23 protein-coding genes and 1 pseudogene are annotated in these 25322 nt (G+C 69.8%); 16 read left to right on the top strand and 8 right to left on the bottom strand.

The annotated features are described in order from the left end of the window. The first annotated feature begins 37 nt into the window (after positions 1 to 37). Positions 38 to 1255: a hypothetical protein gene (locus TEF_01835; GenBank protein ID ANK79672.1), complete on the top strand. Its 1218-nt coding sequence runs from the start codon at positions 38 to 40 to the stop codon at positions 1253 to 1255. Further along, entirely contained in the window at positions 1252 to 1842 is a 591-nt protein-coding gene (locus TEF_01830) for a hypothetical protein (protein ANK79671.1), read from the top strand. The genes TEF_01835 and TEF_01830 overlap by 4 nt, the downstream gene beginning before the upstream one ends. A gap of 145 nt (positions 1843 to 1987) precedes the next feature. Here the strand turns inward: TEF_01830 and TEF_01825 are convergent, their stop codons facing one another. Next, entirely contained in the window at positions 1988 to 3562 is a 1575-nt protein-coding gene (locus TEF_01825) for a hypothetical protein (protein ID ANK79670.1), read from the bottom strand. Positions 3563 to 3731: 169 nt separating this feature from the next. Here TEF_01825 and TEF_01820 point away from each other — a divergent pair, with 169 nt between their 5' ends. Both TEF_01820 and TEF_01815 read left to right on the top strand, forming a co-directional pair. Beyond that, positions 3732 to 5024, top strand: coding sequence for an acyl-CoA dehydrogenase (locus TEF_01820; GenBank protein ANK79669.1), 1293 nt, complete (start codon positions 3732 to 3734; stop codon positions 5022 to 5024). Positions 5025 to 5058: 34 nt separating this feature from the next. Continuing rightward, positions 5059 to 6009, top strand: a complete 951-nt coding sequence (locus TEF_01815; protein ANK79668.1) for a threonylcarbamoyl-AMP synthase — start codon at positions 5059 to 5061, stop codon at positions 6007 to 6009. Here the strand turns inward: TEF_01815 and TEF_01810 are convergent. The 3 genes from TEF_01810 to TEF_01800 all read right to left on the bottom strand — a co-directional run bounded on the left by TEF_01810 (position 5966) and on the right by TEF_01800 (position 9739). Continuing rightward, positions 5966 to 7189 carry a hypothetical protein gene (locus TEF_01810; protein ANK79667.1) on the bottom strand — a complete coding sequence of 408 codons (1224 nt, stop codon included), beginning with the start codon at positions 7187 to 7189 and terminating at the stop codon, positions 5966 to 5968. The two genes, TEF_01815 and TEF_01810, sit on opposite strands and share 44 nt — an antisense overlap. 40 nt (positions 7190 to 7229) lie before the next feature. Further along, entirely contained in the window at positions 7230 to 7703 is a 474-nt protein-coding gene (locus TEF_01805; GenBank protein ID ANK79666.1) for a hypothetical protein, read from the bottom strand. Positions 7704 to 8191: 488 nt separating this feature from the next. Then, the gene (locus tag TEF_01800; GenBank protein ANK79665.1) at positions 8192 to 9739 is read right to left on the bottom strand and encodes an acyl-CoA synthetase; all 1548 of its coding nucleotides are present in this window, start codon (positions 9737 to 9739) and stop codon (positions 8192 to 8194) included. Between the two features lie 73 nt (positions 9740 to 9812). On the opposite strand from TEF_01800, the gene TEF_01795 reads away from it, so the two are divergent. Then, entirely contained in the window at positions 9813 to 10412 is a 600-nt protein-coding gene (locus TEF_01795) for a 2-hydroxychromene-2-carboxylate isomerase (protein ID ANK79664.1), read from the top strand. A gap of 246 nt (positions 10413 to 10658) precedes the next feature. Here the strand turns inward: TEF_01795 and TEF_01790 are convergent, their stop codons facing one another. Then, positions 10659 to 11771: an S-(hydroxymethyl)glutathione dehydrogenase/class III alcohol dehydrogenase gene (locus TEF_01790; protein ANK79663.1), complete on the bottom strand. Its 1113-nt coding sequence runs from the start codon at positions 11769 to 11771 to the stop codon at positions 10659 to 10661. Positions 11772 to 11897: 126 nt separating this feature from the next. Between TEF_01790 and TEF_01785 the strand changes: the two genes are divergently transcribed. Then, entirely contained in the window at positions 11898 to 12998 is a 1101-nt protein-coding gene (locus TEF_01785; GenBank protein ID ANK83214.1) for an acyl-CoA dehydrogenase, read from the top strand. 137 nt (positions 12999 to 13135) lie between these two features. Here TEF_01785 and TEF_01780 read toward each other — a convergent pair whose 3' ends face one another. Beyond that, entirely contained in the window at positions 13136 to 14119 is a 984-nt protein-coding gene (locus tag TEF_01780; GenBank protein ID ANK79662.1) for a peptidase T4, read from the bottom strand. An 80-nt stretch (positions 14120 to 14199) separates the two neighbouring features. On the opposite strand from TEF_01780, the gene TEF_01775 reads away from it, so the two are divergent. From TEF_01775 to TEF_01760, 4 genes are all read left to right on the top strand, one after another. Next, positions 14200 to 14976, top strand: a complete 777-nt coding sequence (locus tag TEF_01775; GenBank protein ID ANK79661.1) for a cyclase — start codon at positions 14200 to 14202, stop codon at positions 14974 to 14976. Between the two features lie 63 nt (positions 14977 to 15039). After that, positions 15040 to 15303 carry a hypothetical protein gene (locus TEF_01770; GenBank protein ID ANK79660.1) on the top strand — a complete coding sequence of 88 codons (264 nt, stop codon included), beginning with the start codon at positions 15040 to 15042 and terminating at the stop codon, positions 15301 to 15303. A 1-nt stretch (position 15304) separates the two neighbouring features. Then, a complete protein-coding gene (locus TEF_01765; GenBank protein ANK79659.1) occupies positions 15305 to 15505 on the top strand; it encodes a hypothetical protein in 201 nt (66 codons plus the stop codon). A gap of 65 nt (positions 15506 to 15570) precedes the next feature. Further along, positions 15571 to 16242, top strand: coding sequence for a hypothetical protein (locus tag TEF_01760; GenBank protein ANK79658.1), 672 nt, complete (start codon positions 15571 to 15573; stop codon positions 16240 to 16242). 89 nt (positions 16243 to 16331) lie between these two features. On the opposite strand, the gene TEF_01755 is transcribed toward TEF_01760, so the two are convergent. After that, complete coding sequence (locus tag TEF_01755; GenBank protein ID ANK83213.1) at positions 16332 to 17540, bottom strand: hypothetical protein; 1209 nt, start codon at positions 17538 to 17540, stop codon at positions 16332 to 16334. A gap of 466 nt (positions 17541 to 18006) precedes the next feature. Here TEF_01755 and TEF_01750 point away from each other — a divergent pair, with 466 nt between their 5' ends. From TEF_01750 to TEF_01725, 6 genes are all read left to right on the top strand, one after another. Further along, entirely contained in the window at positions 18007 to 18534 is a 528-nt protein-coding gene (locus TEF_01750) for a hypothetical protein (GenBank protein ANK79657.1), read from the top strand. After that, positions 18527 to 19252: a response regulator gene (locus tag TEF_01745; GenBank protein ANK79656.1), complete on the top strand. Its 726-nt coding sequence runs from the start codon at positions 18527 to 18529 to the stop codon at positions 19250 to 19252. Before TEF_01750 ends, TEF_01745 begins: the two co-directional genes overlap by 8 nt. Before the next feature lie 28 nt (positions 19253 to 19280). After that, the gene (locus TEF_01740) at positions 19281 to 20720 is read left to right on the top strand and encodes a hypothetical protein (protein ID ANK83212.1); all 1440 of its coding nucleotides are present in this window, start codon (positions 19281 to 19283) and stop codon (positions 20718 to 20720) included. Between the two features lie 120 nt (positions 20721 to 20840). Continuing rightward, positions 20841 to 21638, top strand: coding sequence for a hypothetical protein (locus TEF_01735; GenBank protein ANK79655.1), 798 nt, complete (start codon positions 20841 to 20843; stop codon positions 21636 to 21638). 39 nt (positions 21639 to 21677) lie between these two features. Continuing rightward, entirely contained in the window at positions 21678 to 21911 is a 234-nt protein-coding gene (locus tag TEF_01730; GenBank protein ID ANK79654.1) for a hypothetical protein, read from the top strand. Positions 21912 to 22140: 229 nt separating this feature from the next. After that, positions 22141 to 23703 carry a murein biosynthesis integral membrane protein MurJ gene (locus TEF_01725; GenBank protein ANK79653.1) on the top strand — a complete coding sequence of 521 codons (1563 nt, stop codon included), beginning with the start codon at positions 22141 to 22143 and terminating at the stop codon, positions 23701 to 23703. An 80-nt stretch (positions 23704 to 23783) separates the two neighbouring features. Here the strand turns inward: TEF_01725 and TEF_01720 are convergent. After that, a pseudogene (locus TEF_01720) lies at positions 23784 to 25141 on the bottom strand (glutamate dehydrogenase). Positions 25142 to 25322 lie beyond the last annotated feature (181 nt).

The following is a 25322-nucleotide window of genomic DNA, read 5'->3' as shown; positions in this document are numbered from 1 at the left end:
AGCGTGCGGACCGGAGCGACAGGAGGGGACAGGGGCGATGGAGACGATCAACGAGGGCGCGCGGCTGGGATTCGACGCCGGCCGGCTGGACCGGCTGGGCCCGTGGATGGCCCGCTGGGTCGACAAGGGCCGGCTGCCGGGCTGTTCGGTCGCCGTGACCCGCCGCGGCGAGGTCGCCTGGCAGGGCGGGACGGGCCTGCGCAACGTGGCGACGGCGGCGCCCTGGACGGAGGACACCATTGTCCGCGCCTACTCCATGTCCAAGCCGATCACCTCGGTGGCGCTGATGATGCTGTTCGAGGAAGGGCTGTTCCACCTCGACGACCCCGTGGCCGCATACCTGCCGGAACTGAAGGATCTGAAGGTCCTGAAGCCCGGAGCGACGTCGATCGATCAGGTCGAGGACTGCCGCACGCCGCAGACCATCCATCATCTGCTGACCCACATGTCCGGCTTCACCTACGGTTTCCAGGGCGGCGTGCTGGGCGACGCCTACGAGGCGCGCAAGCTGGCCTTCGGCCCGAAGGCCGAGAGCCTGGAAGCGGAAGTGAAGCGCCTGGCCGAGCTGCCGCTCGCCTTCCAGCCCGGCGCGCGCTGGAACTACGGCGTCTCCACCGACGTCGCCGGCCGGCTGGTCGAAGTGATTTCCGGCCAGCCGCTGGACCTGTTCCTGCGCGAGCGCATCCTTGATCCGCTCGGCATGTCCGACACCGAGTTCTCGGTGCCCGACGACAAGCTGGACCGCTTCGCCGAGCTCTACACGCCCAACGAGGACCTGTCCCTGAAGCTCGCCGACACGGCCGAGCGCTCGGTCTACCGCGCCGCCAACGTCCGCACCTTTTCCGGCGGCGGCGGCCTGATGACGACGCTCGGCGACTATTGCCGTTTCGCCGACATGGTCCGCCGCCGGGGCGAATGCGATGCGGGTCGGCTGCTGGGGCCGCGAACCATGCGCTTCATGGCCTCCAACCACCTGCGCGGCGACCTGGCGGCCAACGGCCAGCCGGTCTTCTCGGAGGTTTCCTACGAGGGCATCGGCTTCGGCCTGGGCTTCGCGGTGATGCTGGAGCCGGCCCTGTCGAAGAACCTGGGCAGCCCCGGCGACCACGGCTGGGGCGGCATGGCGAGCACCGTGTTCTGGGCGGACCCGGTCGAGGACATGACAGTGGTCTTTCTCACCCAGCTGATGCCGTCGAGCTTCTATCCCCTGCGCAAGGAACTGCGCGCGCTCGTCTATCAGGCGCTCGCCGATTGAGCGGAACGGCGACCCGCTTCCTCTGGATCCGCCACGCGCCGTCCGCCGGCGCCGAGGGCCGCTGGATGGGCCGGCGGAGCGACCCCCACGCCGTCCTGCCTGCACCGGCCGATCTGGGGCCGCTCTGGGATGCATGCAGCGACATCGATCTTGCCGTGACCAGCCCGCTGCGCCGCGCCCGGGAGACCGCCGGGGCGCTGTTTCCCGAACATGCGCCCCGTGTCGTCGAGGCCCTCGCGGAGCAGGACTTCGGCGACTGGGACGGCCGGGCATATGCAGATGCATCCATGCCGCCGGGCCTCGACGCCAAGGGCATTGCCGGCTTCCGCCCGCCGGCCGGCGAGAGCTTCGCCGACCTGCTGGAGCGCGTCCGGCCGGCCATCGCCGGCCTGGCGGAAACCCATGCGGACCGGCGCCTTGCCGTCGTCGCCCATGGCGGCGTCATCCGCGCGGCCCTGGCCATGGCGATGAATGCAGATGCATCTTCCGCCGTCGCCTTCGACATCGCGCCGCTCTCGCTGACATCGATCACGCTGTTCGGCGGCGGCGGCGCGCGCATCGACCATGTGAACAGGGTGGTCGTCTGAGCCGACAAGCGTGACACCGAAGGGATGCGCCGGCTCAACCCCTCCCGCTCCCGCTGAAGCGGGAGCCACCCTCCCCCTTGACCAAGGGGGAGGGCAGGGTGGGGGATCGGCGCGCTGGCAGCCCGCGTGTGGACGTTGTTTCAGCCTAGGCCGGGCACTTGACGAAGACGACGCCGTCGGCGCCGAGGTCGAGCCCGCCGAAGCGGCTGTTGTCGCGCTCGGTCGGGATCACGGCGAGTTCGCCCTCGCCGCGGCTCTCGATCTCGAAGCGGCCGCCGCCCTGGTCGAAGACGAAGGACGCGTCGTCGTACAGCGCCACGTCGCCGGTGCGCGCACGCCCGTCGACGCTGGTTTCCACGGCCAGGCCGCCGCCGGGATAGCGGGTGACGTCGAAGTCGGGCCGGGAGCAGTCGCTGCCCTTCGCGGTCCACGGGCCGGTCACGAACGCGCGGTCCAGCAGGCCGGCGTCGCGGTTGCCGTCATCGTCCCGCGGCGGCGCGATCTCGTCGATCCCGGTGACCTCAAGGGTCCCGACGCCGCGCTGGCAGAAGGACATGTCGGCGCGGCGGCCCTTCACCTCGACATATTCGCCGTTGGTGAAGGGAATGCCGTCGCTGACGATGGACCAGATGTCGCCGTCCGGCGTCTTCAGCGTATGGCATTCCGGCCCCTGGGCGACGCGGCCTTCCAGCGTCATCCGCGCGCGGTCGTCATCGTCCTCCGGGGGCGAGACCTCCCGGATGCTGGAGACGTCGACCGTGCCCTCGCCCTGCTGGCAGAAGGACATGTCGGCGCGGCGGCCCTTCACCTCGACATACTCGCCGGCAGTGAAGTTCGCGTCGGCGCCGGTCAGCGACCAGACATCGCCATCGGGCGTCCGCAGCACCGGACACTCGACGCCGTCGCGCACACGGCCTCTCAGGGTCATGCGGTCGCGCTCGTCCGCGTCCCCGGCGCGGACCACGCGGAAGTCGCCGGACTTCAGGGTCACGCCGCGGTCGGTGTCGACGACGAAGGTCAGCACGTCGCCCGGATCGGCCCAGTCGGGCACCTCGACGGAGGTGCGCAGCCGGCCGGTGGACGAGGTCTGTGCCTGGTCGAGGGCCTCCCATTCCGAGGACGCCGGACCGACGCCGACGGTCACCCAGTCATCGGGACGGAGATTGTGAGCGCGCACGGCCACATCGGCGCCCGCGGGACCGCTGTGCGGTTCGATGGAAAAGCCGGCGGAGCGGTCGCCGGTCGGGACTTCGAGCACCTCGCCGACCGCTAGCGCGAGGGGATTGACGCCTTCATTGGCGTTCAGCAGCTCCATCAGCGAGATTCCGAGCCGCTGGGCGATGCCATAGGCGGTGTCGCCGGTCTCGACGCGGTAGGAGCCCCGCGCGCCGGGGGCCGGATCGGGATTCAGATTGCCGCCGTCCGAGGCCTGCCGGTCGTCGCCGCCGCCGTCTTCATCGCGGCCGGCCTGGCCGTGGACATGGCCCTCGGCCTTGAGGCGGACCGATTGCCCGATGGACAGGGCGCGCGGATCGATGGCCGGGTTCAGCTCCATGATGCGGCTGAGGCCGATGCGGCATTTCTGCGTCACCTCGTAGAGCGTGTCGCCGGACTGGATCTCGTAGGACCCGCCGCACTGGCCGCTGTGCGCCGTCGCCGCGCCGGCGAGCATCGCGCCGGCGCCCAGCGAGGCGAGAAAGAGAAACGGACGGTGAGTCATGGGATGCTCCTTGTTCTTTTCGTGGTCCGATGACGTCGCGACACACCTGCGCATGCCATTGCGCCCTTTCAACAAACGCCGCGGTGCGGCCATTCGCGCGGCGCAGGTGACGCCTGCCCGGCCGCCTTGCTAGGCTGCCGGCGCCGCAGCGACAGGGGAGGAATGCGACATGGCGTGGGATTTCGAGACCGATCCGGAGTTTCAGGACGCGCTCGACTGGATGGACGACTTCGTCCGCCGCGAGGTGGAGCCGCTGGACCACGTGCTGGGCAGCCCCTACGACATCACCAACCCGCGGAACATCGCGCTGGTGCGGCCCCTGCAGCAGCAGGTGAAGGACCGCGGCCTGTGGGCCTGTCATCTGGGCCCGGATCTCGGCGGGCAGGGTTTCGGTCAGGTCAAGCTGGCGCTGATGAACGAGATCCTGGGCCGCACCCGCTTCGGCCCGGTGGTCTTCGGCTGTCAGGCGCCGGACACCGGCAATGCCGAGATCCTGGCCCATTTCGGCACGCCGGCGCAGAAGAAGGCCTTTCTCGAGCCGCTGCTGGCCAACGAGATCGTCTCCTGCTTTTCCATGACCGAGCCCCAGGGCGGCGCGGACCCGGGGGTCTTCACCACCAAGGCCGAACTCGACGGCGACGAATGGGTGATCAACGGCGAGAAGTGGTTCAGCTCCAACGCGCGCTGGGCCAGCTTCCTGATCGTCATGGCCGTGACCGACCCGGACCGGCCCACGGTGGACCGCATGTCCATGTTCATCGTGCCGAAGGACACGCCGGGCGTGGAGATCGTCCGCAATGTCGGCTTCGCCACCGAGAAGGAAGGCAGCCACGCCTACGTCCGCTACACCGACGTCCGCGTGCCGAAGGACCACCTGCTGGGCAGGCGCGGCGAGGCCTTCAAGGTGGCCCAGGTCCGTCTCGGCGGCGGGCGCATCCACCACGCCATGCGCACGCTGGGCCGGGTGAAGATGCTGTTCGACATGATGTGCGAACGCGCCGTCTCCCGCGAGACCAAGGGCGAGAAGCTGGGCGACAAGCAGATGGTGCAGGAGAAGATCGCCGACGCCTGGATCCAGATGGAGCAGTTCCGGCTGTTCGTGCTGCGCACCGCCTGGCGGATCGACCGCTACAAGGACTACATGCAGGTGCGCAAGGACATCGCCGCGGTGAAGGCGGAGATGCCGAAGGTGCTGCACGACATCGCCACCCGGGCGCTCTACATCCACGGCTCGATCGGCATTTCGTCGGAGATGCCCTTCGCCGACCAGGTGCTGCAGAGCTTCCACATGGGCCTGGCCGACGGGCCGTCGGAGGTCCACAAGGTCACCGTCGCCCGCCAGTTGCTGCGCGGCTACAGCCCCTCCAACACGCTCTTCCCCAGCTATCACGTGCCGAAGCTGCAGGCGGAGGCGGAGGAGAAGTTCGCCGAGGCGCTGGAGCACATCGACGACGTGATCTGACGCCGCGCTTGACCCGGCGGCGCGGCGGCGGCACATGGCGGCGATGCTGCTGGAGCCCACGCCCGAGAACCTGGAAACCTGCGCCCGCGCCCTGCACGAGGGCCGGCTGGTCGCGTTCCCGACCGAGACCGTTTACGGCCTGGGCGCCGACGCCACCGACGACCGCGCCGTCGCCGCGATCTTCGAGGCCAAGGGCCGTCCCGGCTTCAATCCGCTGATCGTCCATGTCCCCGATCTCGCCGCCGCCGAGGCGCTGGTGGAATTCGACGATCTCGCGCGCCGGCTGGCGCGGGCGTTCTGGCCCGGCGCGCTGACCCTCGTCCTGCCCCGGCGGCCGGACTGCCCGGTCTCCCTGCTCTGTTCGGCGGGACTGGAGACGCTGGCGGTCCGCGTGCCCGCCCACGGTCTGGCCCGGACCCTGCTCCGCGCCGCCGGCGTGCCGGTCGCCGCGCCCTCGGCCAATCCCTCCGGCCGGCTCAGTCCCACCGAAGCGCGCCACGTCGCCGAAGGGCTGGGGGAGAAGGTCGCGTACATCCTCAACGGCGGACCCTGTGCGGTGGGCCTGGAATCCACAGTGGTCGGCGTCTTCGACGGCCGCGCCGTGCTGCTCCGGCCCGGCGGCGTGACGGCGGAAGAGATCGAGGACGTGGCGGGCCCGCTGGCCCTGCCGGAGAGCGATCCGGCGGCGCCCCGGAGCCCCGGCATGCTGGCCAGCCATTACGCCCCGAAGCGGCCCATCCGGTTGAATGCGGCGGCGGCGCGCGACGGCGAGATCCTGCTGGGTTTCGGCCCCGAGGCTCCGCCCGGACCCAATCTCAGCCCCTCCGGCGACCTGGGCGAGGCGGCGGCGAACCTGTTCCGCATGCTGCACGAACTGGACGGCGACGACGGCCGGACGCTGGCGGTGATGCCGATCCCCGAGACGGGGCTCGGCCGCGCGGTCAACGACCGGCTGCGTCGGGCGGCGGCGGACCGAGACGGGTGATCACCACGATCGCCACGCCCAGCAGCGCCACCATGTACCAGAGCGAGGCGCCGTAGCCGCCCATCGCGTCGTGCAGCAGCCCGACCGAGCCCGGCCCCAGCCCCTGGAAGAAATAGGCGAAGACCGCCAGCAGGCCGTAGCTCTTGCCGTAGCCCGCCGGTCCGAACCAGCGGCGGACCAGCAAGGGCGGCAGGATGACCAGACAGCCGACGACGAAGCCGGAAACCGCGCAGGCGGCGTAGATCACCGCCGGCCCCTCGGCCAGCGCCAGAATGGCGATGCCCAGCGCCTGCAGGGCATAGGAGATGACGGCGACGAGGCGGAGGTCGAAGCGTTCGGCCAGGAAGCCGACGCCGAAGCGGCCGATGATTCCGGCGGCGGCGGTCACGGCGACGGCGTCCGCGGCGTCGGTCCGGGTCAGCCGCTCCTCCAGGATCGGGATCTGGTGAGCCAGGAAGCCGACCTGCGCCATCAGGCTGATGCAGCTCGCCGCCGTGATGGTCCAGAACAGGCGGCTGCGCGCCGTCGCCCCGATATGGGCCAGCGCCGTGATGCTGCCGGCGGCGGGCGGGGCCGTCGCCGGGCGGGACATGAAGATCAGGGTCATCGGCACGACGACGGCGATGGTCAGCCCGCCCATCACGGTCGCGGCATGGGTGAAGCCGTCCGACGCGGTCATCCGCGCCATCAGCGGCACCACCACCATGGCGCCGACGCTGGCGCCGGTCAGCGCGAAGGACATGGCGACCGGCAGGCGGCGGTCGAACCAGCCCGAGAGCGTCGCGCTGATGCCCAGCGCGCCCACCGCCGGGTAGCCCAGAGCCATCACCGCGAAACACAGATAGACGTGCCAGAGCTCGCTGACCTGGCCGAGACCGATGACGCTGGCGCCCACGAACGCCGAACCTGCGGCGGTCACCAGCCGCGGGCCGAAGCGGTCGATCAGGGCGCCGACGGTCAGCGTCATCGGCGTGCCGACGACCCAGAAGAAGGTGATGGCGCCGGAGATCTGCGCCGTGCTCCAGCCGTGCTCGGCCTTCAGCGCCGAGATGTAGAGGCCGTGGCCGTAGAACACCGTGCCCCAGCCGAAGATCGCCATCAGGAAGCAGCACGCGGTCACCACCCAGCCGCGGCGCGATCCGGCGGAATGGCCCTGCAGAGGTGGGGCGGCGTCGCTCATGGGGCCGGATCATGGTGCGGCGGACGCCTTCCGTCACCTCTCAAGCGCGCATGGCCGCAATTCGCCGCCACAGGCCGCGGGGCGTGGCGAAGGGATGGCAGGGAACCCCGATCAGATGGGCCACGATCTGCACGCAGGTGAACAGACCGCGCGGCTGCATGCGCGCCGGTTCCCGAGCCGTGACGGCGACGCAGCGGGCGCGGCCCTGCCGCACCAGCCGGCTCAGCACTCTCAGTGTCTCATGGGGCGGCGCGACGCCGAGACCCAGCGCCCGCGCGCCGGGATTGCAGACCAGCCAGCCGCGCCCCGGATCGCCCGCGCCCACGACGGGAGAGATTGCCAGCACGTGGCGGAAGCCGGGCCGGAGCAGGCGCAGCGCCCGCGCCAGCAGACGGTTGGGCAGGGGATCGTCCGGCCCCGGCTCCGGCGGGTCGAGAAACACGACGAGCCACAGCCCCGGCCCCGCCGGCGCGGCGAAGGGCACCAGCGGCGCCGAGCACGGTTTCACGAACATGGGCGGGCCTCCGGGGACATGGCGTCCCGGCGATTGTCGCACTGATACGGCTATGCGTACCTCGGTTCGCGCAATCCAATGTTGGATGGACCCGTTTCCACCACCGAGTCCTGGACGGACCGGAGGTCCGATCCGGGATCCATGCCTGAGCGTATCCGCTGAACGCCGCTCGCCCGGAAAGGCTCAGGCATGGGTCCCGCGACGCCGCTGGTGCGGCGCGCAAGACGCGGTTTCACGGCCACCCCCTCCCGACCCGCTGACGCGGCCCACCCTCCCCCTTCGAGAAGGGGGAGGGCCGGGGTGGGGGATGCATCCACACATAACCTCGTGGGGGATGCGCTCCGCAGGCGCAGCGGCCCTTCATCGATGTCATGCCCGCCGCCGCAGGCGCGCGGGCATCGGGCCGCGGTGGGACGCCGGCAGCCGGCTTCGCGCGATCCCCGAGTGGCGCCGGCGCCATCGGGGATGACGTCACGGTCGGTGCCCCCTCAGACGATCCGGCTTTCCTTGTTGCCCCAGTAGCGGTCCTTGAGCAGGCGCTTGTAGAGCTTGCCATTGGGGTGCCGGGGCAGTTCGTCCATGAAGTCGATGGATTTTGGCGTCTTGATGGCGCTGAGTTCCTGCCGGCACCACCGGATCAGCTTGTCGGCCATCCCGTCCGAAGCATGGCCCGGCTCCCTGAGCTGCACCACGCCCTTCACCGCCTCGCCGAATTCCGGGTCGGGCACGCCGACCACGGCCGCGTCCATCACGTCGGGGTGCAGGATCAGCCGGTCCTCGATCTCCTGGGGATAGATGTTCACCCCGCCGGAAATGATCATGAAGGCCTTGCGGTCGGTGAGGTAGAGGAAGCCATCCTCGTCGAGATAGCCGATGTCGCCCAGCGTCGACCAGCCCCTGGCGTTGCGGCTCTCCGCAGTCTTCTTCGGATCGTTGTGGTAGCTGAAGGCCGGCCCGTTGGCGAAGTAGATCTGGCCGATCTCGCCCCGGGGCAGCTCGATCTCGGGATTGTCCTGGTCGACGATCCTGATCTCGCCGACGATGGGGCGGCCGACGGTGCCCGGATGGGCGAGCCATTCCTGCGGGTCGGCGGCGACATAACCCGAGCCCTCGGTGCCGGCATAGTACTCGTAGATGACCGGCCCCCACCATTTCATCATCGCCTGCTTGACCTCGACGGGACAGGGCGCGGCGGCGTGGATGGCAACCTTCATGGAGGAGACGTCGTATTTCGCCCGCACTTCCTCGGGCAGCTTCATGAAGCGCACGAACATGGTCGGCACCCACTGGCTGTGGGTGCAGCGGTATTTCTCGATCAGCTGCAGCGCGCGCTCGGGATCGAAGCGCTCCATGATGATGGAGGTCGCGCCGATGCGGGTCATCAGCATGTTGTAGCGCAAGGGCGCCGCGTGATAGAGCGGCGCCGGCGAGAGATAGGTCGTCTCCGGCCCGACGCCGTAGAGTGCCATGATCGCCTGCATGGACGGGCGCACCTCGCCCAGCTTGCGGTCCTCCATGTCGATCTTGATGCCCTTGGGCCGGCCCGTCGTGCCGGACGAGTAGAGCATGTCGTGGCCTTCCCACTCGTCGGCGATCGGCGTCTCGGGCATGCCGGCGATGGCCTCGTCCCAGCTCCCGAACCCGTCGATCGGCTCGCCCACCATCATGCAGGTCTTCACCGCCGGGGTCAGCGCGGGCACGTCCTTCGCCACATCGGCCTTGTAGGCCGACGAGAGGAAAAGCTGCGCGTTGCAGTCGTTGACGATGTAGGCCACCTCCGGCGCGGTCAGATAGCTCGACGTGCAGGCGTAGTAGAGCCCGGCGCGGTGCGCGGCCCAGCAGATCTCCAGGAAGTGGCGGTTGTTCTCCATGCAGATCGCGATCGCGTCGCCGTGCTGCAGGCCGATGGAGCGGAAGAAGTGCGCGCCCTGGTTCGAGCGCCGGTTCAGCATGTCGTAGGTCACTTCCTCGCCGGTCGAGGCCATGATGAAGGCCGGCTTGTCGGGCCTTTCCGCCGCCTGGACGCCTGGATGCATGTTCGCTTTCCTCCCCCTGGAACTGGCCGCTACAATAACGCCGGATACGCGGCGAAAAAGGGGGAGGATCGCCATGGCTCGACTCGAGGTCTATTTCGACTGCTCGTCGCCCTGGACCTATCTCTGCATCGCGAAGGTGGGCGACATCGCCCGCGCGCGGGGTGCGGAGCTGATCTGGCGGCCGATCCTGGTCGGCGGGGTCTTCAACCAGGTCAACCAGCAGGTCTACGAGAACCGGGCCAACCCGGAACACCCGAAATACCGCTACATGCGCAAGGACCTCATGGACTGGGCGCGCTATCACGGCGTCGCCATCAACTGGCCCACCATCTTCCCGGTCAACGCGGTGAAGCCCATGCGCGCCTGCATCGCCGCGCTGGACGACGGCCAGGCCGAGCCCTTCGCGCTGGAGATCTGCGACGCTTACTGGGGCCGCGACCTGGACATCGCCCGGGACGATGTCATCGCCGGCTGCGCGAAGGCGGTCGGGCTCGACGCGGATTCGATCGTCGCCCGCGCGAACGATCAGGGCATCAAGGACCGGCTGAAACAGTACACTCAGGAAGTCGTCGACCGCGGCGGCTTCGGCTCGCCCACCATGTTCGTCGACGGCGACGACATGTATTTCGGCCAGGACCGCCTGCCGCTGCTCGACGCGCGGCTGAAGGCGTAGGGCAGAAACCGCCGAGTCCTGCGCGCCGCGGGAGCGGCGGCGCGGGACCCATGCCTGAGCCTTTCCGGCAGCGCGGCTGCATGTGTCGATGCCCAAGCGTGGGTACCAGGCGGAGCCTGCCCCGGACTATGTTCCGGGGGCTTCGCCGGACCCAGGACGCGCAAAGAGGGCGACGAAGGACTTCGGCGTATCGCCGCCGCCCGATGCCCGCCCGTCATCCGGCGGCGGGCATGACGTCGGGACGCCTCAGTAGGTCACCACCGTGCGGATCGACTCGCCGGCGTGCATCAGGTCGAAGCCCTCGTTGATCTGCTCGAAGGGCAGGACGTGCGTGATCAGGTCGTCGATGTTGATCTTGCCCTCCATGTACCAGTCGACGATCCGCGGCACGTCGGTGCGGCCCTTGGCGCCGCCGAAGGCCGTGCCGCGCCAGACCCGGCCGGTGACCAGCTGGAAGGGCCGCGTCGCGATCTCCTGGCCCGCGCCGGCGACGCCGATGATGACGCTCTCGCCCCAGCCCTTGTGGCAGCATTCCAGCGCCTGGCGCATCACCTCCGTATTGCCGATGCATTCGAAGCTGTAGTCGGCGCCGCCCTTCGTCAGATCGATGACCGCCTCGACCACCTTGTCGCGGCCGACCTCGTTGGGATTGACGAAGTGGGTCATGCCGAAATGCCGGCCGATCGCCTCCCGCTCCGGGTTCAGGTCCACGCCGATAATGCGGTCGGCGCCCACCATGCGCAGGCCCTGGATGACATTGAGGCCGATGCCGCCCAGGCCGAAGACGGCGCAGTTCGCGCCGGGCTCCACCTTCGCCGTGTTGATCACCGCGCCGATGCCGGTGGTGACCCCGCAGCCGATGTAGCAGACCTTCTCGAAGGGCGCGTCCTCGCGGATCTTCGCCAGCGCGATCTCCGGCACCACGGTGAAGTTGGCGAAGGTCGACGTGCCCATGTAGTGGAACACCCGCTCCCCGTTCAGGGAGAAGCGGCTGGTGCCGTCGGGCATCAGGCCCTGGCCCTGGGTCGTGCGGATCGCCTGGCAGAGATTGGTCTTGCCCGAGACGCAGTACTCGCACTGGCGGCATTCGGGCGTGTAGAGCGGGATGACGTGGTCGCCCTTCTTCAGCGTCGTCACGCCGGGACCGACATCGACCACGACGCCCGCGCCCTCATGGCCAAGAATCGCCGGAAACAGGCCCTCCGGGTCGGCGCCGGAGAGCGTGAACTCGTCGGTATGGCAGATGCCGGTCGCCTTGACCTCGACCAGAACCTCGCCTTCCTTCGGCCCTTCGAGCTGAACCGTCGTGATCTCCAGGGGCTTGCCCGCCTCCACAGCCAGCGCCGCGCGTGTGTCCATGATCCCGCTCCTCCTGTCGACCCGATCTGACCGGATGCTATTGTTGCGGGGTAATCCTGTCCATGGGGGCAGGACGCGGCAGGCGCCGGAGCGGGGTTGGTCGGCGCAGGCAAGGGGGACACCGGGATGGAGTTCGGACTGTCGGAGGACCAGCGCCTGCTGCAGGAGAGCGTCGGCCGCTTTCTGGGCACGGCGGCGGCGCTGGAACGCGTGCGGCTGGCCGCGGACGGCGACGCTTCGGTGCGCGCCGAGATCGCCGCGGGACTGGATGAGCTCGGACTGGCCGGGATCATGGTCCCCGAAGCCCATGGCGGCGAGGGGCTTGGCCTGCTGGAGGCGGCGCTGATGCAGGAGCAGCTGGGCCGCCACGCCGCGCCCGCCGGCTTCATGGCGCAGGCCGCGCTGGCCGCCATCGCGCTGCAGGACGCCGGGAGCGAGGCGCAGCAGGCCGAGTGGCTGCCGAAGCTGGCTTCGGGCGAGGCGCGCTTCGGCATCGCGGTCTCGGAAGCCGCCGGCGCGCGGGAAAGGGCGGGCGTCACGGCGGGACCGGCAGGGCTCACCGGCAAGGCACTCTTCGCCCTGGAGCCCGATACGGCCACCCACTTCATCACCGCCGACCGGGACCGCGGCCTGCATCTCGTCGCCCGCGACGCCGCCGGGCTTTCGGTCAATCCCATGCCCACCATCGACCGCACGCGGCCCGTGGCGGAGCTGGTCTTCGAGGGCGTCGCCGGGGAAGCGCTCACGGGCGGCAATGACGCGTCCGCCGCCACGCGGCGCATGGTCGCCGCCGGCCGCGTGCTGCTCGCCGCCGACAGCCTCGGCGCGGCGGAACGCATGATCGAGAAGGCGGTGGACTACGCGAAGGAGCGCGAGCAGTTCGGGCGCACCATCGGCTCCTTCCAGGCGGTCAAGCACATGTGCGCGGAAATGGCGGCCCGGCTGGAGCCCTGCCGCTCGCTGATCTGGTACGCCGCCCATGCGGCCGAAGCCGAACCGGACGAATTCCCGCTGATGGCGGCGCTGGCCAAGTCGCACATGGCCGAGGTCGGGACCTTCGTCGCCCGCACCGCCACCGAGGTGCATGGCGGCATGGGGTTCACCGACCTGATGGGCCTGCACTACTGGTTCAAGCGCATCGGGCTGAACCGCCAGCTGCTGGGCGGCCCCGAGGCCGTGCGCGCCGACGCCGCGCGCCTGCAGGGCTTCGACCGCGCCGCGGGGTAGTGCGGTCCGCGACGTGATCCAGCCAACTGACGTCCTGGGGCTTGACCCCAGGACCCAGTCCTTTGCTTCGCTGGGCCCTTGGATCAAGTCCAAGGGCGACGGAGTCAGGTATTTCCATCGATGAGTGAGACGTTCTGTCAGCCTCGCGTGGAGCGGTAGCAGCGCACGCCGCCGGCGTCCTCGGCCAGCCAGACGGCGCGGGCCACGGCGCGGGCGAGGCAGTCGGCGGCGGCCTGGCCGATGCGGGCGATGTCCGCCGGCCCGCCGACCGGGCGCTCGCCCACCGACAGCGCGAAGACCGTATCGCCGTCGAAGGGCGTGTGCACCGGGCGGATGGCGCGGGCGAGGCCGTCCTGCGCCATGATCGCCATGCGCTGCGCCTGGCCCTGGTTCAGCTTCGCGTCGGTCGCCACCACGGCGATGGTGGTATTGGCCCCGGCGGCCGAGGTCACCGCGCCCGGATCGTCGGCCGCGCCGCGCCCGGGCGGCGGATTGCCGCCGAACTCGCCGTCGCGCTCCAGCGCCCAGGCCCAGAATGTGCGCCCGTCGGCCATCACCGTGTGGCCGGTCGGGTTGGCCGCGACCAGCGCGCCCACCGTGATCCCGTCGTCCAGGACGAGCGAGGCGCTGCCCAGCCCGCCCTTCAGCGGCCCGGCGGTGGCCCCCATGCCGGCGCCGGCATTGCCCAGCGCGAAACCGGCCCCGGCGTTCTCGACCGCCTGCTTGCCCAGCTCGCGGTAGGGCGGATCCTCGCCCCAGTTCTTGTCGCCGAGCGGCAGGTCGAACAGGATCGCCGCCGGCACGATGGGGACCACTTGGCCGGCGACGGGGAAACCGACGCCGCGCGTCGCCAGACGCGCCATGACCCCGCCGGCGGCGTCGAGGCCGAAGGCCGAACCGCCCGACAGGCAGATGGCGTGAACCACGTCGACCAGGTTCGCCGGGTCCATGACCTGGATCTCCCGCGTGCCGGGGCCGCCGCCGCGCACGTCGGCCGCGGCCACCGCCGGCCGCTCCGGCAGCACCACGGTCACCCCCGTCAGCGCCCGGGCGTCTTCGGCGTTGCCCACCGTCAGGCCCGGCACGTCCGTGATCAGGTTCCGCGCCCCCGGTTTCGCCATGTTCCGCTCCCGCTTCTCTGCCGATGCATGATGTATGGGAGAGAACTAGGATGGAGGGATCAACACAAGGGAGGACCGCCATGGGCCGCCAGATTGTCGATATTTCCATGCCGCTGGAGAACGACGTCGTCTCTGACCCGCAGCCCTTCGGGCCGAAGATCACCTATGTCGACCACCAGATGTCGCTGGCCCAGATGCTGCCCTTCTTCCCCGGCCTGAAGCCGGAAGACCTGCCCGGCGGCGAGGCCTGGGCGGTGGAGCGGGTGGAACTGATCACCCACAACGGCACCCATCTGGACGCGCCCTATCATTTCGCCTCGACCATGAACCGCGGCGAGCGCGCCATCACCATCGACGAGGTGCCGCTGGACTGGTTCATGCAGCCCGGGGTGAAGCTGGACTTCCGTCATTTCGGCGACGGCTATGTCGTCACCGCCGCCGACGTCGAGGCCGAGCTGCAGCGCATCGGCCACGAACTGCAGCCCCTCGACATCGTCGTGGTCAACACCGCCGCAGGCGGCGCCTATGGCTCCGACCGCTATGTCGAGACCGGCTGCGGCATGGGCTACGAGGCGACCATGTACCTGCTGGAGCGCGGCGTGCGCGTCACCGGTACCGATGCCTGGTCGTGGGACGCGCCCTTCGTCTACACGGCGGAGAAATACGCCGCCGAGAACGACCCGTCGGTAATCTGGGAGGGCCACAAGGCCGGCCGCGACATCGGCTACTGCCACCTCGAAAAGCTGCACAATCTGGAGGCGCTGCCCGGGAAAGGCTTCACGATCTGCTGCTTCCCGGTGAAGATCAAGGCGGCCTCGGCCGGCTGGACGCGCGCGGTCGCCATCCTCGACGGCTGAAGCTTGACATAAGTGTATTTTTACCGATAATGCCGCCTGCATCTGACCACGTGGAGGCGGACCATGGATCTCGGCGACCTGCTGGAGGAGCGCGCGCGGCTTTCGGCCCAGCGCATGGCGATCCTGGAAGCGATGGCGCCGCCCGTCGCCGCCTCCGATCTGGACGCCGACGGCCGCGAGGAACTCCGCATCGCCGTGGAGCAGGCCCTGGACGACGCCTTCTTCCCCCTCGCCGACCCGATCGAGGCGGAGATCGAGGAACGCCGCGCTTCGCGTGCAGTTCGCAATCTGCGCGCCGACCTGATCGACCTCGCGGCCCGGCGCTGAGATGGCGGATGCGCTGATGCTGGAACTCTTCGCCCGCATCGAGGACGAGGAGCGCGCCCTGTCGGTCATCCTCTCCGACGGCCAGGTCACACTGGAACCGGCGGACGGCCCGCGCCTCTGGTTCAGCCGCACCGCCTTCGACCGGCTGGCCGATCTGGTCCGGCGCTACGACGCCGCAATCGCCGCGGCCGGCGGCGGCTGACCTTTACCCCGGCCCGGCGCACCCCATCTGAAACCGCAGCACCGTTGCGCCCCGGAGGTCCGTCCATGCGTCTTATCCCGATCGTCATCGTGCTCGCCGTAATGGCCGCGCCGGCGCTGACGCAGGAGCGGCGCGCCGCGTTCACGCTCGGGGGCCAGGGCTACGCGATCGACGCCGGACCGGGCTTCTGCCGCGCCGAAGCCGAGGAGCTCGAGCGCTGGGCGCTCTGGCCCCGGATGATGGCCGGCACGGAGCGGCGCTTCGAGCCCAGGGCGGTCTTCCTCGACTGCGTCGCGCTCAACGCCATCCGCGCCGGCGCCCAGCCCGAGAACTTCGCCATGCGCCTGGCCGGAACGCTGCTGGGCGGCGGCGAGCCCCTGCCCGCCCGGCAGTCGGCGCGGGTCCAGTTCGACATGTTCCGCGGCATGTTCCGCATGATGCAGGACCGCCCCGGGTCGGTGACCGGCGTGCCCGTGGAGGAAATCGTCCAGGGCGCGGCCGAGGAGCGCGGACTGATCGTGGAATGCGTCCATCCGCGCGCCAGCGCCGGCTCCGTCGGCCTCGACATCTGTCTCGCCGAACCCGACGGGAGCGACCCCATGCAGGGCGGGCTCGCCGTGCGGCCGGTGGGTGAACGGTTCCTCGCCGTCGCTGCCCTCGGCCGCCCCGGCATGGCCGACGGTCCGGGCTTCGACGAAGCGGAGACGATGCTGGAGGGGTTGTCGCCGCTCGAGTGACGCGCGCGGCGGAGGCGATCGCCGACGCGTTGCTTTCGGATGCGGGCATCAGCCTGGAGGAAGCGGACGCGCGGAAGCGCGCAGGCGCCTCAGTCGGCGGCGGCGGTGCGCACCCTGGCGGCGCCCACCTCGGCGACCTCGTTCTCCAGGAACGGCAGCGCCGCGATCTCCGCGTCCAGCTCCGCCCGGAAAGCCTGGAAGGCTTCCAGCCGCGCGCCGGCCAGCTTCACGCCGGTGGGCAGCTTGATCGAGCGCGGATTCACCTGACGGCCGTTCTTCAGCACTTCATAGTGCAGGTGCGGCCCCGTGGACCGGCCCGAGGTGCCGACATAGCCGATGATCTGACCCTGCTTGACGTGGCTGCCGTTCTTCAGGCCGCTGCGGAAGCCCTTCATGTGGGCATAGGCGGTCGAGTAGGTGCCGTTGTGGCGGATCTGGATGTAGCGGCCATAGCCGCCGTTCCAGCCGAGACGGGCGATGGTGCCGTCGCCGGCCGCCATGATCGGCGTGCCGGCGCGGGCGGCGAAGTCCGTGCCCTTGTGCATCTTGGTGTAGCCCAGGATGGGGTGGCGGCGCTTGCCGAAGCCCGATGAGATGCGCGCGCCGTCGATCGGCGTCTGCATCAGGGTCTTGCGCGCGCTCTGGCCGCGGGCGTCGAAATAGTCCGGTCCCGGCTCGCCTTCCGGCTGGTAGCGGAAATAGGTCAGCGGCGAGCCCTTGCGGACCAGCGTCGCCTTCAGGATGTTGCCGGTCTTCATCACCTCGCCGGCCCGGTTAACGAAGCGTTCGTAGGTCAGTTCGAAACCGTCGCCGGGGTGGATGCCGCGCTGGAAGTCGACGTCGAAGCTGAACATGCGGATCAGCTCGGCCAGCACCTCGTGCTCCACGCCCGCGCGCTGGCCGGCCAGGAACAGCGAGTCGTCGATCGTGCCGCGGGCGCGGACCAGCTCCCGGTCGAAAGTGAGCCGCTCCTCCTCGCCCAGGAAGCCGCCGTCCGGCGTCGCCCGGGCGTAGACCACGCGCTCCACGCTCTCCCGCAGGCGCACCTCGGTCAGCTTGTCGGTGGCGTGATCGAACATCAGGGTCAGTTCCTGGCCCGGCTTCAGGCGCCTGAGGTCCGTCAGCTTGCCCAGCGCCGTCACCGCCTGGTGGACGATACCGTTGTCGGCGCCCGCCGAAGACAGCGCCCTGGCCAGCGTGTCGCCGGGACGGATCACCGTGTCCATCCGCCGGCCCGCCAGGGCCTCACCGGTCAGGGCGGCCTGCCGGTCCAGATCGGCGACGCCGTCCTCGACCATGCGGGCGAAGACCCGCTCCACGAAGGCGTCGATGTCGCGTTCGCGCTGGCTCATCAGCAGGCGCGGCGAATCGCCGGCCCCGAGGCCGACGGCGGCGTTCGCCCGGCCCTTGGTCTCGGGATCCTGAATGCCGAAGAGAAGCCCGGCCAGGCCGCCAATCACGGCAAGCGCGCACGCGGCGACCGTAATCCGCTTGCCACGGCGTCCACCGCGGTAACTCGGTTCCTGCACAATCATCGGTTCGGTTTCGGTCCCGCTCATCCCTCGGAAGCGCGCAAAATGATCAGATCGCCGCAGAGTGTCAACAATCGCGCTGATTCGCGAAGGGGTTATTCCACCCTAATCGCTTGAAATGCTCAACCGCTGCCGACACTTCATGCCAAGAGCGGCCTTGCGGGCGGACGCCCAGGCCGTAGACTGATCCCGGTGCAGTACGCGCCAGGGGGAACGGAGGGCTCGCGCAGACATGCGGATTTCCGGCTTGTGCGGGGTCGTCATCGCGGCGGCGTGGCTGGCCGCCTGCACACAGCAGGCGCCGCCGGCGGGTTCGGGCGCCGCCACGGCGTCGCCCGCGCCGGACACGCGCGTCATTCCGCCCCGTCCGGGCAGCGAGGAAGCCGCCGGCGCACCGGACGCGGCCTCGCCGCCGCCGCCCACACCCCGGCCCGAAGGCCTGGCGCGCGCACCCGCCGGCTCCGGGCCACCCGCCGGCGCCGCCGCCAAGCCCCGTGTACGCCGGCCGGCGCCGGAGCTGATCGGGATGTCGGAAGCCGAACTGCGTGACGCCATGGGCCAGCCCGACCGGATCCGCAACGAGCCGCCGGCCAGCGTCTGGCGCTATGATCTGACCGGCTGCGCCATCGACCTGTTCCTGTTCGAGGATGTCGCCAGCGGCCGCACCAAGGCGCTGAGCTACGAGATCGTCATCAACGAGGGCGGCGGCGAGACGCCCGACAAATTCTGCGTGGAGGGCAAGAGACTGGCCGATGGCTGAGAACGCGCTGATCTACGTCGTCGACGACGACGATCTGTTCCGTGAGTCCGTGGCGCAGAACCTGGCCGACGCCGGCTTCGAGGTCGCCGTCTTTCCCGACGGCCCGGAGGCCCTCGAAGGCCTGGAGAGCGAACCCCTGCCGCAGCTCATCCTGCTGGACTGGAAGATGCCGAAGATGAATGGCATCGAGGTGCTGAAACAGTACCGCGCCCGGGGCGGCGACATCCCGGTGATCTTCCTGACGGTGCTGAGCGACCAGATCTACGAGGAGGCGGCGCTGATCGGCGGCGCCGTCGACTTCATCGAGAAATCGCGCAGCTTCTCCATCCTGCGCCGGCGCATCGACCTGATCGTGGACGGCCGCCGCGGCGGCGCGGAGGAGGAGGCGCCCGAGGACCAGCCGCAGCGGATCGGCGAGCTGACGCTGGATCCCGAATCCGCGCGCGCCGCCTGGCGCGGCCGGCGCGTCGACCTGACCATCGCCGAGTTCGCCATCGTCAGCCATCTGGCGTCCCGGGCGGGGCGCGACTGCCGCTATCGCGAGATCTACGACCTCGTGCGCGGCGAGGGATTCCACGCCGGCGCCGGCGAGGACGGCTATCGCACCAATGTCCGCTCGATGATCAAGCGCATCCGGCGCAAGTTCGAATCGATCGACCCCGATTTCGAGGAGATCGAGAACTATCCGGGATTCGGCTATCGCTGGCGAAGGGACTAAGGTCGTGGGCGGCCGCATCTGGCGCTCCATGTGGATGCGCCTCGCCGCCATCGCCCTGGTTCTCGCCGTCGCCCCGGTCATCATCTACCTGCAGCTCCGCGCCGCCGACGCCGAACAGAGCGCGCTGCTGCGCCAGTCCGTCGCCGCCCAGGGGCGGATGATCGCGCGCGGCGTCGAGACCGCGCTGGACCCGGCCAAACTGCCGGAACTGGGCAAGCACCTGGCCCGCTTCGACACGCCGCGCAACGAGGTCCGGGTGCTGTTCCGTCCCAGCGACGACGCGGACCGGGCGTTCTATTTCGTCGGCGCCTCGCCGGCGCTGCCCGACGCCGACCTGGAACAGGAGCGCGAGCGCCTGCTGGCCACCGGCGCGGTCGCCGACATCGGGCCCGGCTGCGGGCCGGGCGGTCCGGCGGGACAGGTCTACGACACGGTCGCCGGCGACCGCCGCATCATCGCCTCGGTGGTGCCGCTGGCGAAGCCCGAGGGCTGCTGGGTGGTGATCCTGACCCGGGAGCAGTTCGCCGGCTTCGGCCCCGACGGCGCGCAACCCTACTGGCAATCGCCGGAGATGATCGCCAGCGGCGTGATCTACGTGATCATGGTCGGCCTCGTGCTGCTGGTCTTCCTGAGCTTCCGCCGCGACCTGCGCGGCTTCGCCGACGCGGCGCGGCGCACCGCCCGCGGCGAGGGCGGCACCCGCTTCCTGGACCAGAACCGGGTGCCGGAACTGGACGGCGTCGCCCGGGCTTTCGACCAGATGGTCAGCCATCTCCGGCGTTCGGCGGAAAGCCTGCTCAGGCTGTCGGAGGAGAACGCCCACGCCCTGAAGACGCCCGTGGGTGTCATCGCCCAGGCCGTGGAGCCGCTCCGGGCCATGGCGGCCGAGGATCCCCGCCGGCGGCGCTCGGTCGAGCTGATCGAGAAGGCGATCGAGCGCCTGGATCATCTGATCACGGTGATCCGGCGCAGCGAGGAGACGGCCGCCGCCCTGGTCGCGCCGCGGCTGACCCCGGTCGACGCCGGCGGCCTGCTGCGTCCGGTCGCCGACGACTACCGGCCCATCGCCGAGGACCGGGGCATCGAGGTCACGGTCCGCTCGCCGGGGCGCGTCATGGCGCTCGGCAACGAGGAGCTGCTGCGCACCGCGATCGAGAATCCGGTCGAGAACGCCCTCGACCTGACCCCGGCGGGCGGGCGGGTCGAGCTTTCGCTGATGACCGAGGAATCGACCGGCATGATCGAGATCCGCGTCACCGACACCGGCCCCGGCGTCGCCGACAGCCAGCTGGAGCAGATCTTCGACCGCCGCTTCAGCCACCGCGAGCCGGGCGACGGCGGCCATGACGGGCTGGGCCTGTGGATCGTGCGCCGCAACATGGAGGCGATGGGCGGCGCGGCCCATGCCGAAGCCGGCGACGAGGGCGGCCTGGCCGTCGTGCTCCGCCTGCCCGCTGCAAGGCCCTGATACGTAACGCGACCCGCCGCCACAGCTTTGCCACAGCCTCGCCGCTGACCCGCCACCGGCCTTGCCCGATATTCGATGGTGCAAGCAGCGGAATTTCCCGCCCGTCAGTTCGAGGCCGCAATGTACCAGACCATCATCGAGCAACAGGCATACGCCACCGCCCGCTCCGGTATCGGCGGGGACGTCTTCGCACCCAGGGACACACGCCAGTGTCTGCGGCGGCTGTCCTATGACCCGTACGCGGCGGGCAACGGCCGCCAGATGGTGCCCCGGACCTTCATCGAGCGGCTGCCGCGCGACATGGCCGGCATCGCCAGTCTGGCGGAGCGCCAGAAGACCTTCATCACGCTGATGCTGCCCATCGTGCTGCGCGCCAACGAGATCATGAGCCTGCAGCGCAGCATGATCCGCGCGGAGAGCGATCCCCTGATGCTGGAGCAGGCGATGCGCCAATATGACGCCCGCGACCTGGAGCAGCTCGACCGCCGCTTCGACGTCGTGCCGCCCTCGCTGCTGCTGGCCATCGCCGCGGCGGCGACGGACTGGGGCCGGGAGCGGACGGCGCACGATCTGATGGCGCTGGCGCCCGACTCGCTGGCCAGCCCGGCCAATCTGCCGCCGTCGGCGGTTCAGGCCCTGGGGGGCGCCCGGCGCAGCCACTACCGGGATCTGCTGAGCCCGATGCTTGACGTCATTCACGGCATCAACACCTACAGGGACGGCGCGGCGCTCAGGCGCGAACGCAGCCGCCAGCGGCGCAGCCGCCGATTCGATGGCTACCGTCTTGCACTCCTGCTGGATGGTGGCCACCTCAAACGCAGCCCATTCGTCCGCCGCGTGCTGTACGCGATGGAAGGTGGGGCGTTGACCCGACTGGACCATGCCAAGCTGGAGGCCCCGGTCGCGGTCGTACACTGAGTTCCAGCCAAGAAAGTTCAGAAAAGTGGAGCTAATCCGATGATCCGCAAGATTGGAGCCATCAGCGTTATCGGCCTCATGCTGGGTCTTGGCGCGTGCGAAGGCATGAACGAAACCCAGCAGCGGACCCTTTCCGGCGGCGCCGCGGGCGCGGCCGGCGGCGCGGCGCTCGGCGCGATCACCGGCGGCAGCGCCGCAACAGGCGCACTGCTGGGTGGCGCGCTCGGCGCGGGCGCGGGCTACATCACCTCCGACGACGACGCCTTCGAATAAGCAGGCGTCGGCCCGCAAGGCCGGATACCGGCGCGCGGCGGGGTCCGCAGGGACCCGGCCGGCGCGTCCGCAGCACCACGGGGGCCGCACCGTTCCCTCCTTTCCCTCACGGCGGCTCCCGCGACGGAGAAGCCCGTGCCGGCCCCCCGGCGCGGGCTTCTTCACGTCCGCCGTCCCGTCCCTCGCGAGAGGACTTACTTCCGCCCGGATCCCGATCTAAGACTTCGCAATGGCAGATTCGGGATCAGGCCGGCTGATGCGCGCGGCCGCCACGGTGGGCGGCTTCACCATGATCAGCCGCATCACCGGCTTCGCGCGCGACATCCTGATCGCCGCGATCGTCGGCGCAGGCCCCATTGGCGACGCCTTCTTCGTCGCCTTCAAGCTGCCCAACTTCTTCCGCCGCCTGTTCGCCGAGGGCGCATTCAACGCCGCCTTCGTGCCGCTGTTCTCGGGTCGGCTGGCGCGGGAGGGGCGGGAGGCGGCGCGGCTGTTCGCCGAAGACACCGCGGCGGTGCTGCTGACGGTGCTGTTCCTGCTGGTGGCGGCGCTGCAGATGGCAATGCCGGTAGCGATGATCGCCCTGGCGCCCGGCTTCACCGACGATCCGGCGACCTTCGACCTGGCGGTCGAGCTGACCCGGATCACCTTTCCCTATCTGCTGTTCATCAGCCTGGTCTCGCTCTTCCAGGGCGTGCTGAACAGCACCGGCCGCTTCGCCGCCGCCGCGGCGACGCCGATCCTGCTCAATCTCTGCCTGATCGCGGCGCTGCTTCTGCTGGTGGAACACGTGCCGACGGCGGGCCACGCGCTCGCCATCGGGGTCTTCGTGGCCGGCGCGGTACAGTTTCTCTGGCTGCTCCACGCGCTGCACCGGGCGGGCCTGGCGCTGAGGCTGCCCCGGCCCCGGCTGACGCCGGGCGTGAAGCGGGTCGTCTCTCTGATGGCGCCCGCGGCGCTGGGCGCGGGCGTGGTGCAGATCAACCTGGTGATCGACATCATCCTCGCCTCGACCCTGCCAGAGGGCTCGATCTCGTACCTGTTCTACGCCGACCGCATCAGCCAGTTGCCGATCGGGGTGGTCGGCGTCGCCGTCGGCACCGCGCTGCTGCCGCTGCTCTCCCGCCAGGCGGCTTCGGGGCAGCTGGACGACGCCCGGCTCAGCCTCAACCGCGCCATCGAGTTCGCCCTGCTGCTCTCGGTTCCCGCCGCCGCCGCCTGCCTGATGATCCCGTCGGTGCTGGTGGGTACGCTGTTCGAGCGCGGCGCCTTCAGCCCCGCCGACACCGCGGCCACGGCCTGGGCGCTCTCGGCCTATGCCTGGGGCCTGCCGGCCTATGTCATGGTGAAGGTGCTGGGCCCGGCCTTCTTTGCCCGTGAGGACACATCGACGCCGGTGAAGATCGCCGTCGCCGCGGTCGCCGTGAACGTGGTGCTGAACCTGATCCTGATGGGACCGATGCTGCACGCCGGCCTGGCGCTGGCCACTGCCATCGCCTCCTGGCTCAACACCGCCTTGCTGGCGTATTTCGCCTGGCGGCGCGGCTGGCTGAAGCCCGACCGGCGGCTGTTGTGGGCGATCCCGAAGATGTTCGCCGCGGCACTGGTCATGGCGGCGGGGCTGCTGTTCGGCGCCATCGCGTTGGACGTCCACCTGCCCGGCGGCGAGTTCTGGCGGGCGCTGTCGCTGGCGATCCTCGTCGCCGGCGCGGTGGCGGTCTATTTCGGCCTCGGCTGGATCCTCCGCCTCGTCCGGCCCTCCGATCTCGGAGGTCTGGCGCGCGGGCGGTGATCAGGTCTCGCTGAAAAAGGAAACGCCCGGCCTCCCTCGCGGAAGACCGGGCGCGTCCGATCGGTCGTTTGCGGCTGCGGTCAGACCACGCCGAAGGCCAGCATGCCGTCGGCGACCTTGGCGAAGCCGGCGATGTTGGCGCCGGCCACGTAGTCGGTCATGCCCTTGCGGCCATAGTCCTTGCCGTAGTGCTCGCAGCGGCCATGGATGTCTTCCATGATCTGGCGCAGCTGTTCCTGGAGCTGGTCGATGCCCCAGGAGATGCGGGCCGAGTTCTGGCTCATTTCCAGACCCGAGACCGCGACGCCGCCGGCATTCGCCGCCTTGGCCGGGCCGAAGATCACGCCGGCGTCGAGGAAGGCGTCCACGCCTTCGTTCGAGGTCGGCATGTTGGCGCCCTCGGAGATCGCCTTGACGCCGTTCTTGATCAGGGTCTTGGCGTCCTTGATGTCGATCTCGTTCTGGGTGGCGCAGGGCATGGCGATGTCGCACTTGACGCCCCAGGGCTGCTTGCCCTCGTGGAAGGTCGCGCCCTTGTACTCCTGGCAGTACTCGCTGATGCGGCCGCGGCGATGGCCCTTGTGCTCCTTGACCCAGTTCAGCTTCTCCTGGGTGAAGCCTTCCGGATCATGGATGAAGCCCTGGCTGTCGGAGAGCGTCACCGGACGCGCGCCGAGCTGCATCAGCTTCTCGGCCGCATGGACCGCCACATTGCCCGAGCCGGAGACCACCGCGGTCATGCCCTCGACGTCCTTGCCGGCCGCCTTGAGCATGTTCTGCAGGAAGTAGACCGCGCCGTAGCCCGTCGCCTCGGTGCGCACCAGCGAGCCGCCGAACTCCAGGCCCTTGCCGGTCAGCACGCCTTCGAACGAGTTGGTGATGCGCTTGAACTGGCCGAACATGTAGCCGATCTCGCGGCTGCCGACGCCGATGTCACCGGCCGGCACGTCGATGTTGGCGCCGATGTGGCGGTAAAGCTCGGTCATGAACGACTGGCAGAAGCGCATGATCTCGTTGAGCGACTTGCCCTTCGGATTGAAGTTCGCGCCGCCCTTGCCCGCGCCCATGGGCAGACCGGTGAGGCTGTTCTTGAAGGTCTGCTCGAAGGCGAGGAACTTCAGCACCGAGGTGTTCACCGACGGATGGAAGCGGATGCCGCCCTTGAGGGGCCGATGGCATTGTTCATCTGCACGCGGTGGCCGCGGTTGACGCGGATGTTGCCCTCGTCATCCTCCCAGCAGACGCGGAAGCTGACCACCCGGTCCGGCTCCGCCATGCGCTCCAGGATCATCATCTCCTTGTAGCGCGGATTGCTCTCCAGGAACGGAATGATGGTGGCCGCAACCTCCATCACCGCCTGGTGGAATTCGGGTTCGCCCGGATTGCGTTTCTCCAGGCCTTCCATGAATTGCTGTAGCTGGTCGTTCGTGGACGCCATGATCGTCCCCCCTCCTTCGAGTCCTGCCCTGATTTCCATTGGGATTGCACCCGGCGGCAGCGGGTATCGAACCGCCCCCATTCCCCCACATGGCGCAAGCCTTCGCCGGGGAGTGTTGTCCCGCTGCGACAATCGGTCAACCTCCATCACGTGTGTCCCTGCCGGTTTTGCAGGCAAGGAG

The sequence above is a fragment of the Rhizobiales bacterium NRL2 genome (genome assembly GCA_001664005.1).
In the GTDB taxonomy this organism is placed as follows: Bacteria; Pseudomonadota; Alphaproteobacteria; order Minwuiales; family Minwuiaceae; genus Minwuia.
The sequence above is the reverse complement of the archived record's forward strand: the minus strand, read 5'-3'. Positions and strand labels throughout refer to the sequence as shown.

Coding starts and splice junctions, on each gene's coding strand:
- TEF_01835 (ANK79672.1), top strand. CDS start 38: ATGGAGACGATCAACGAGGGCGCGCGGCTGGGATTCGACGCCGGCCGG.
- TEF_01825 (ANK79670.1), bottom strand. CDS start 3,562: ATGACTCACCGTCCGTTTCTCTTTCTCGCCTCGCTGGGCGCCGGCGCG.
- TEF_01820 (ANK79669.1), top strand. CDS start 3,732: ATGGCGTGGGATTTCGAGACCGATCCGGAGTTTCAGGACGCGCTCGAC.
- TEF_01815 (ANK79668.1), top strand. CDS start 5,059: ATGGCGGCGATGCTGCTGGAGCCCACGCCCGAGAACCTGGAAACCTGC.
- TEF_01810 (ANK79667.1), bottom strand. CDS start 7,189: ATGAGCGACGCCGCCCCACCTCTGCAGGGCCATTCCGCCGGATCGCGC.
- TEF_01805 (ANK79666.1), bottom strand. CDS start 7,703: ATGTTCGTGAAACCGTGCTCGGCGCCGCTGGTGCCCTTCGCCGCGCCG.
- TEF_01800 (ANK79665.1), bottom strand. CDS start 9,739: ATGCATCCAGGCGTCCAGGCGGCGGAAAGGCCCGACAAGCCGGCCTTC.
- TEF_01795 (ANK79664.1), top strand. CDS start 9,813: ATGGCTCGACTCGAGGTCTATTTCGACTGCTCGTCGCCCTGGACCTAT.
- TEF_01790 (ANK79663.1), bottom strand. CDS start 11,771: ATGGACACACGCGCGGCGCTGGCTGTGGAGGCGGGCAAGCCCCTGGAG.
- TEF_01785 (ANK83214.1), top strand. CDS start 11,898: ATGGAGTTCGGACTGTCGGAGGACCAGCGCCTGCTGCAGGAGAGCGTC.
- TEF_01780 (ANK79662.1), bottom strand. CDS start 14,119: ATGGCGAAACCGGGGGCGCGGAACCTGATCACGGACGTGCCGGGCCTG.
- TEF_01775 (ANK79661.1), top strand. CDS start 14,200: ATGGGCCGCCAGATTGTCGATATTTCCATGCCGCTGGAGAACGACGTC.
- TEF_01770 (ANK79660.1), top strand. CDS start 15,040: ATGGATCTCGGCGACCTGCTGGAGGAGCGCGCGCGGCTTTCGGCCCAG.
- TEF_01765 (ANK79659.1), top strand. CDS start 15,305: ATGGCGGATGCGCTGATGCTGGAACTCTTCGCCCGCATCGAGGACGAG.
- TEF_01760 (ANK79658.1), top strand. CDS start 15,571: ATGCGTCTTATCCCGATCGTCATCGTGCTCGCCGTAATGGCCGCGCCG.
- TEF_01755 (ANK83213.1), bottom strand. CDS start 17,540: ATGGTCGAGGACGGCGTCGCCGATCTGGACCGGCAGGCCGCCCTGACC.
- TEF_01750 (ANK79657.1), top strand. CDS start 18,007: ATGCGGATTTCCGGCTTGTGCGGGGTCGTCATCGCGGCGGCGTGGCTG.
- TEF_01745 (ANK79656.1), top strand. CDS start 18,527: ATGGCTGAGAACGCGCTGATCTACGTCGTCGACGACGACGATCTGTTC.
- TEF_01740 (ANK83212.1), top strand. CDS start 19,281: ATGTGGATGCGCCTCGCCGCCATCGCCCTGGTTCTCGCCGTCGCCCCG.
- TEF_01735 (ANK79655.1), top strand. CDS start 20,841: ATGTACCAGACCATCATCGAGCAACAGGCATACGCCACCGCCCGCTCC.
- TEF_01730 (ANK79654.1), top strand. CDS start 21,678: ATGATCCGCAAGATTGGAGCCATCAGCGTTATCGGCCTCATGCTGGGT.
- TEF_01725 (ANK79653.1), top strand. CDS start 22,141: ATGGCAGATTCGGGATCAGGCCGGCTGATGCGCGCGGCCGCCACGGTG.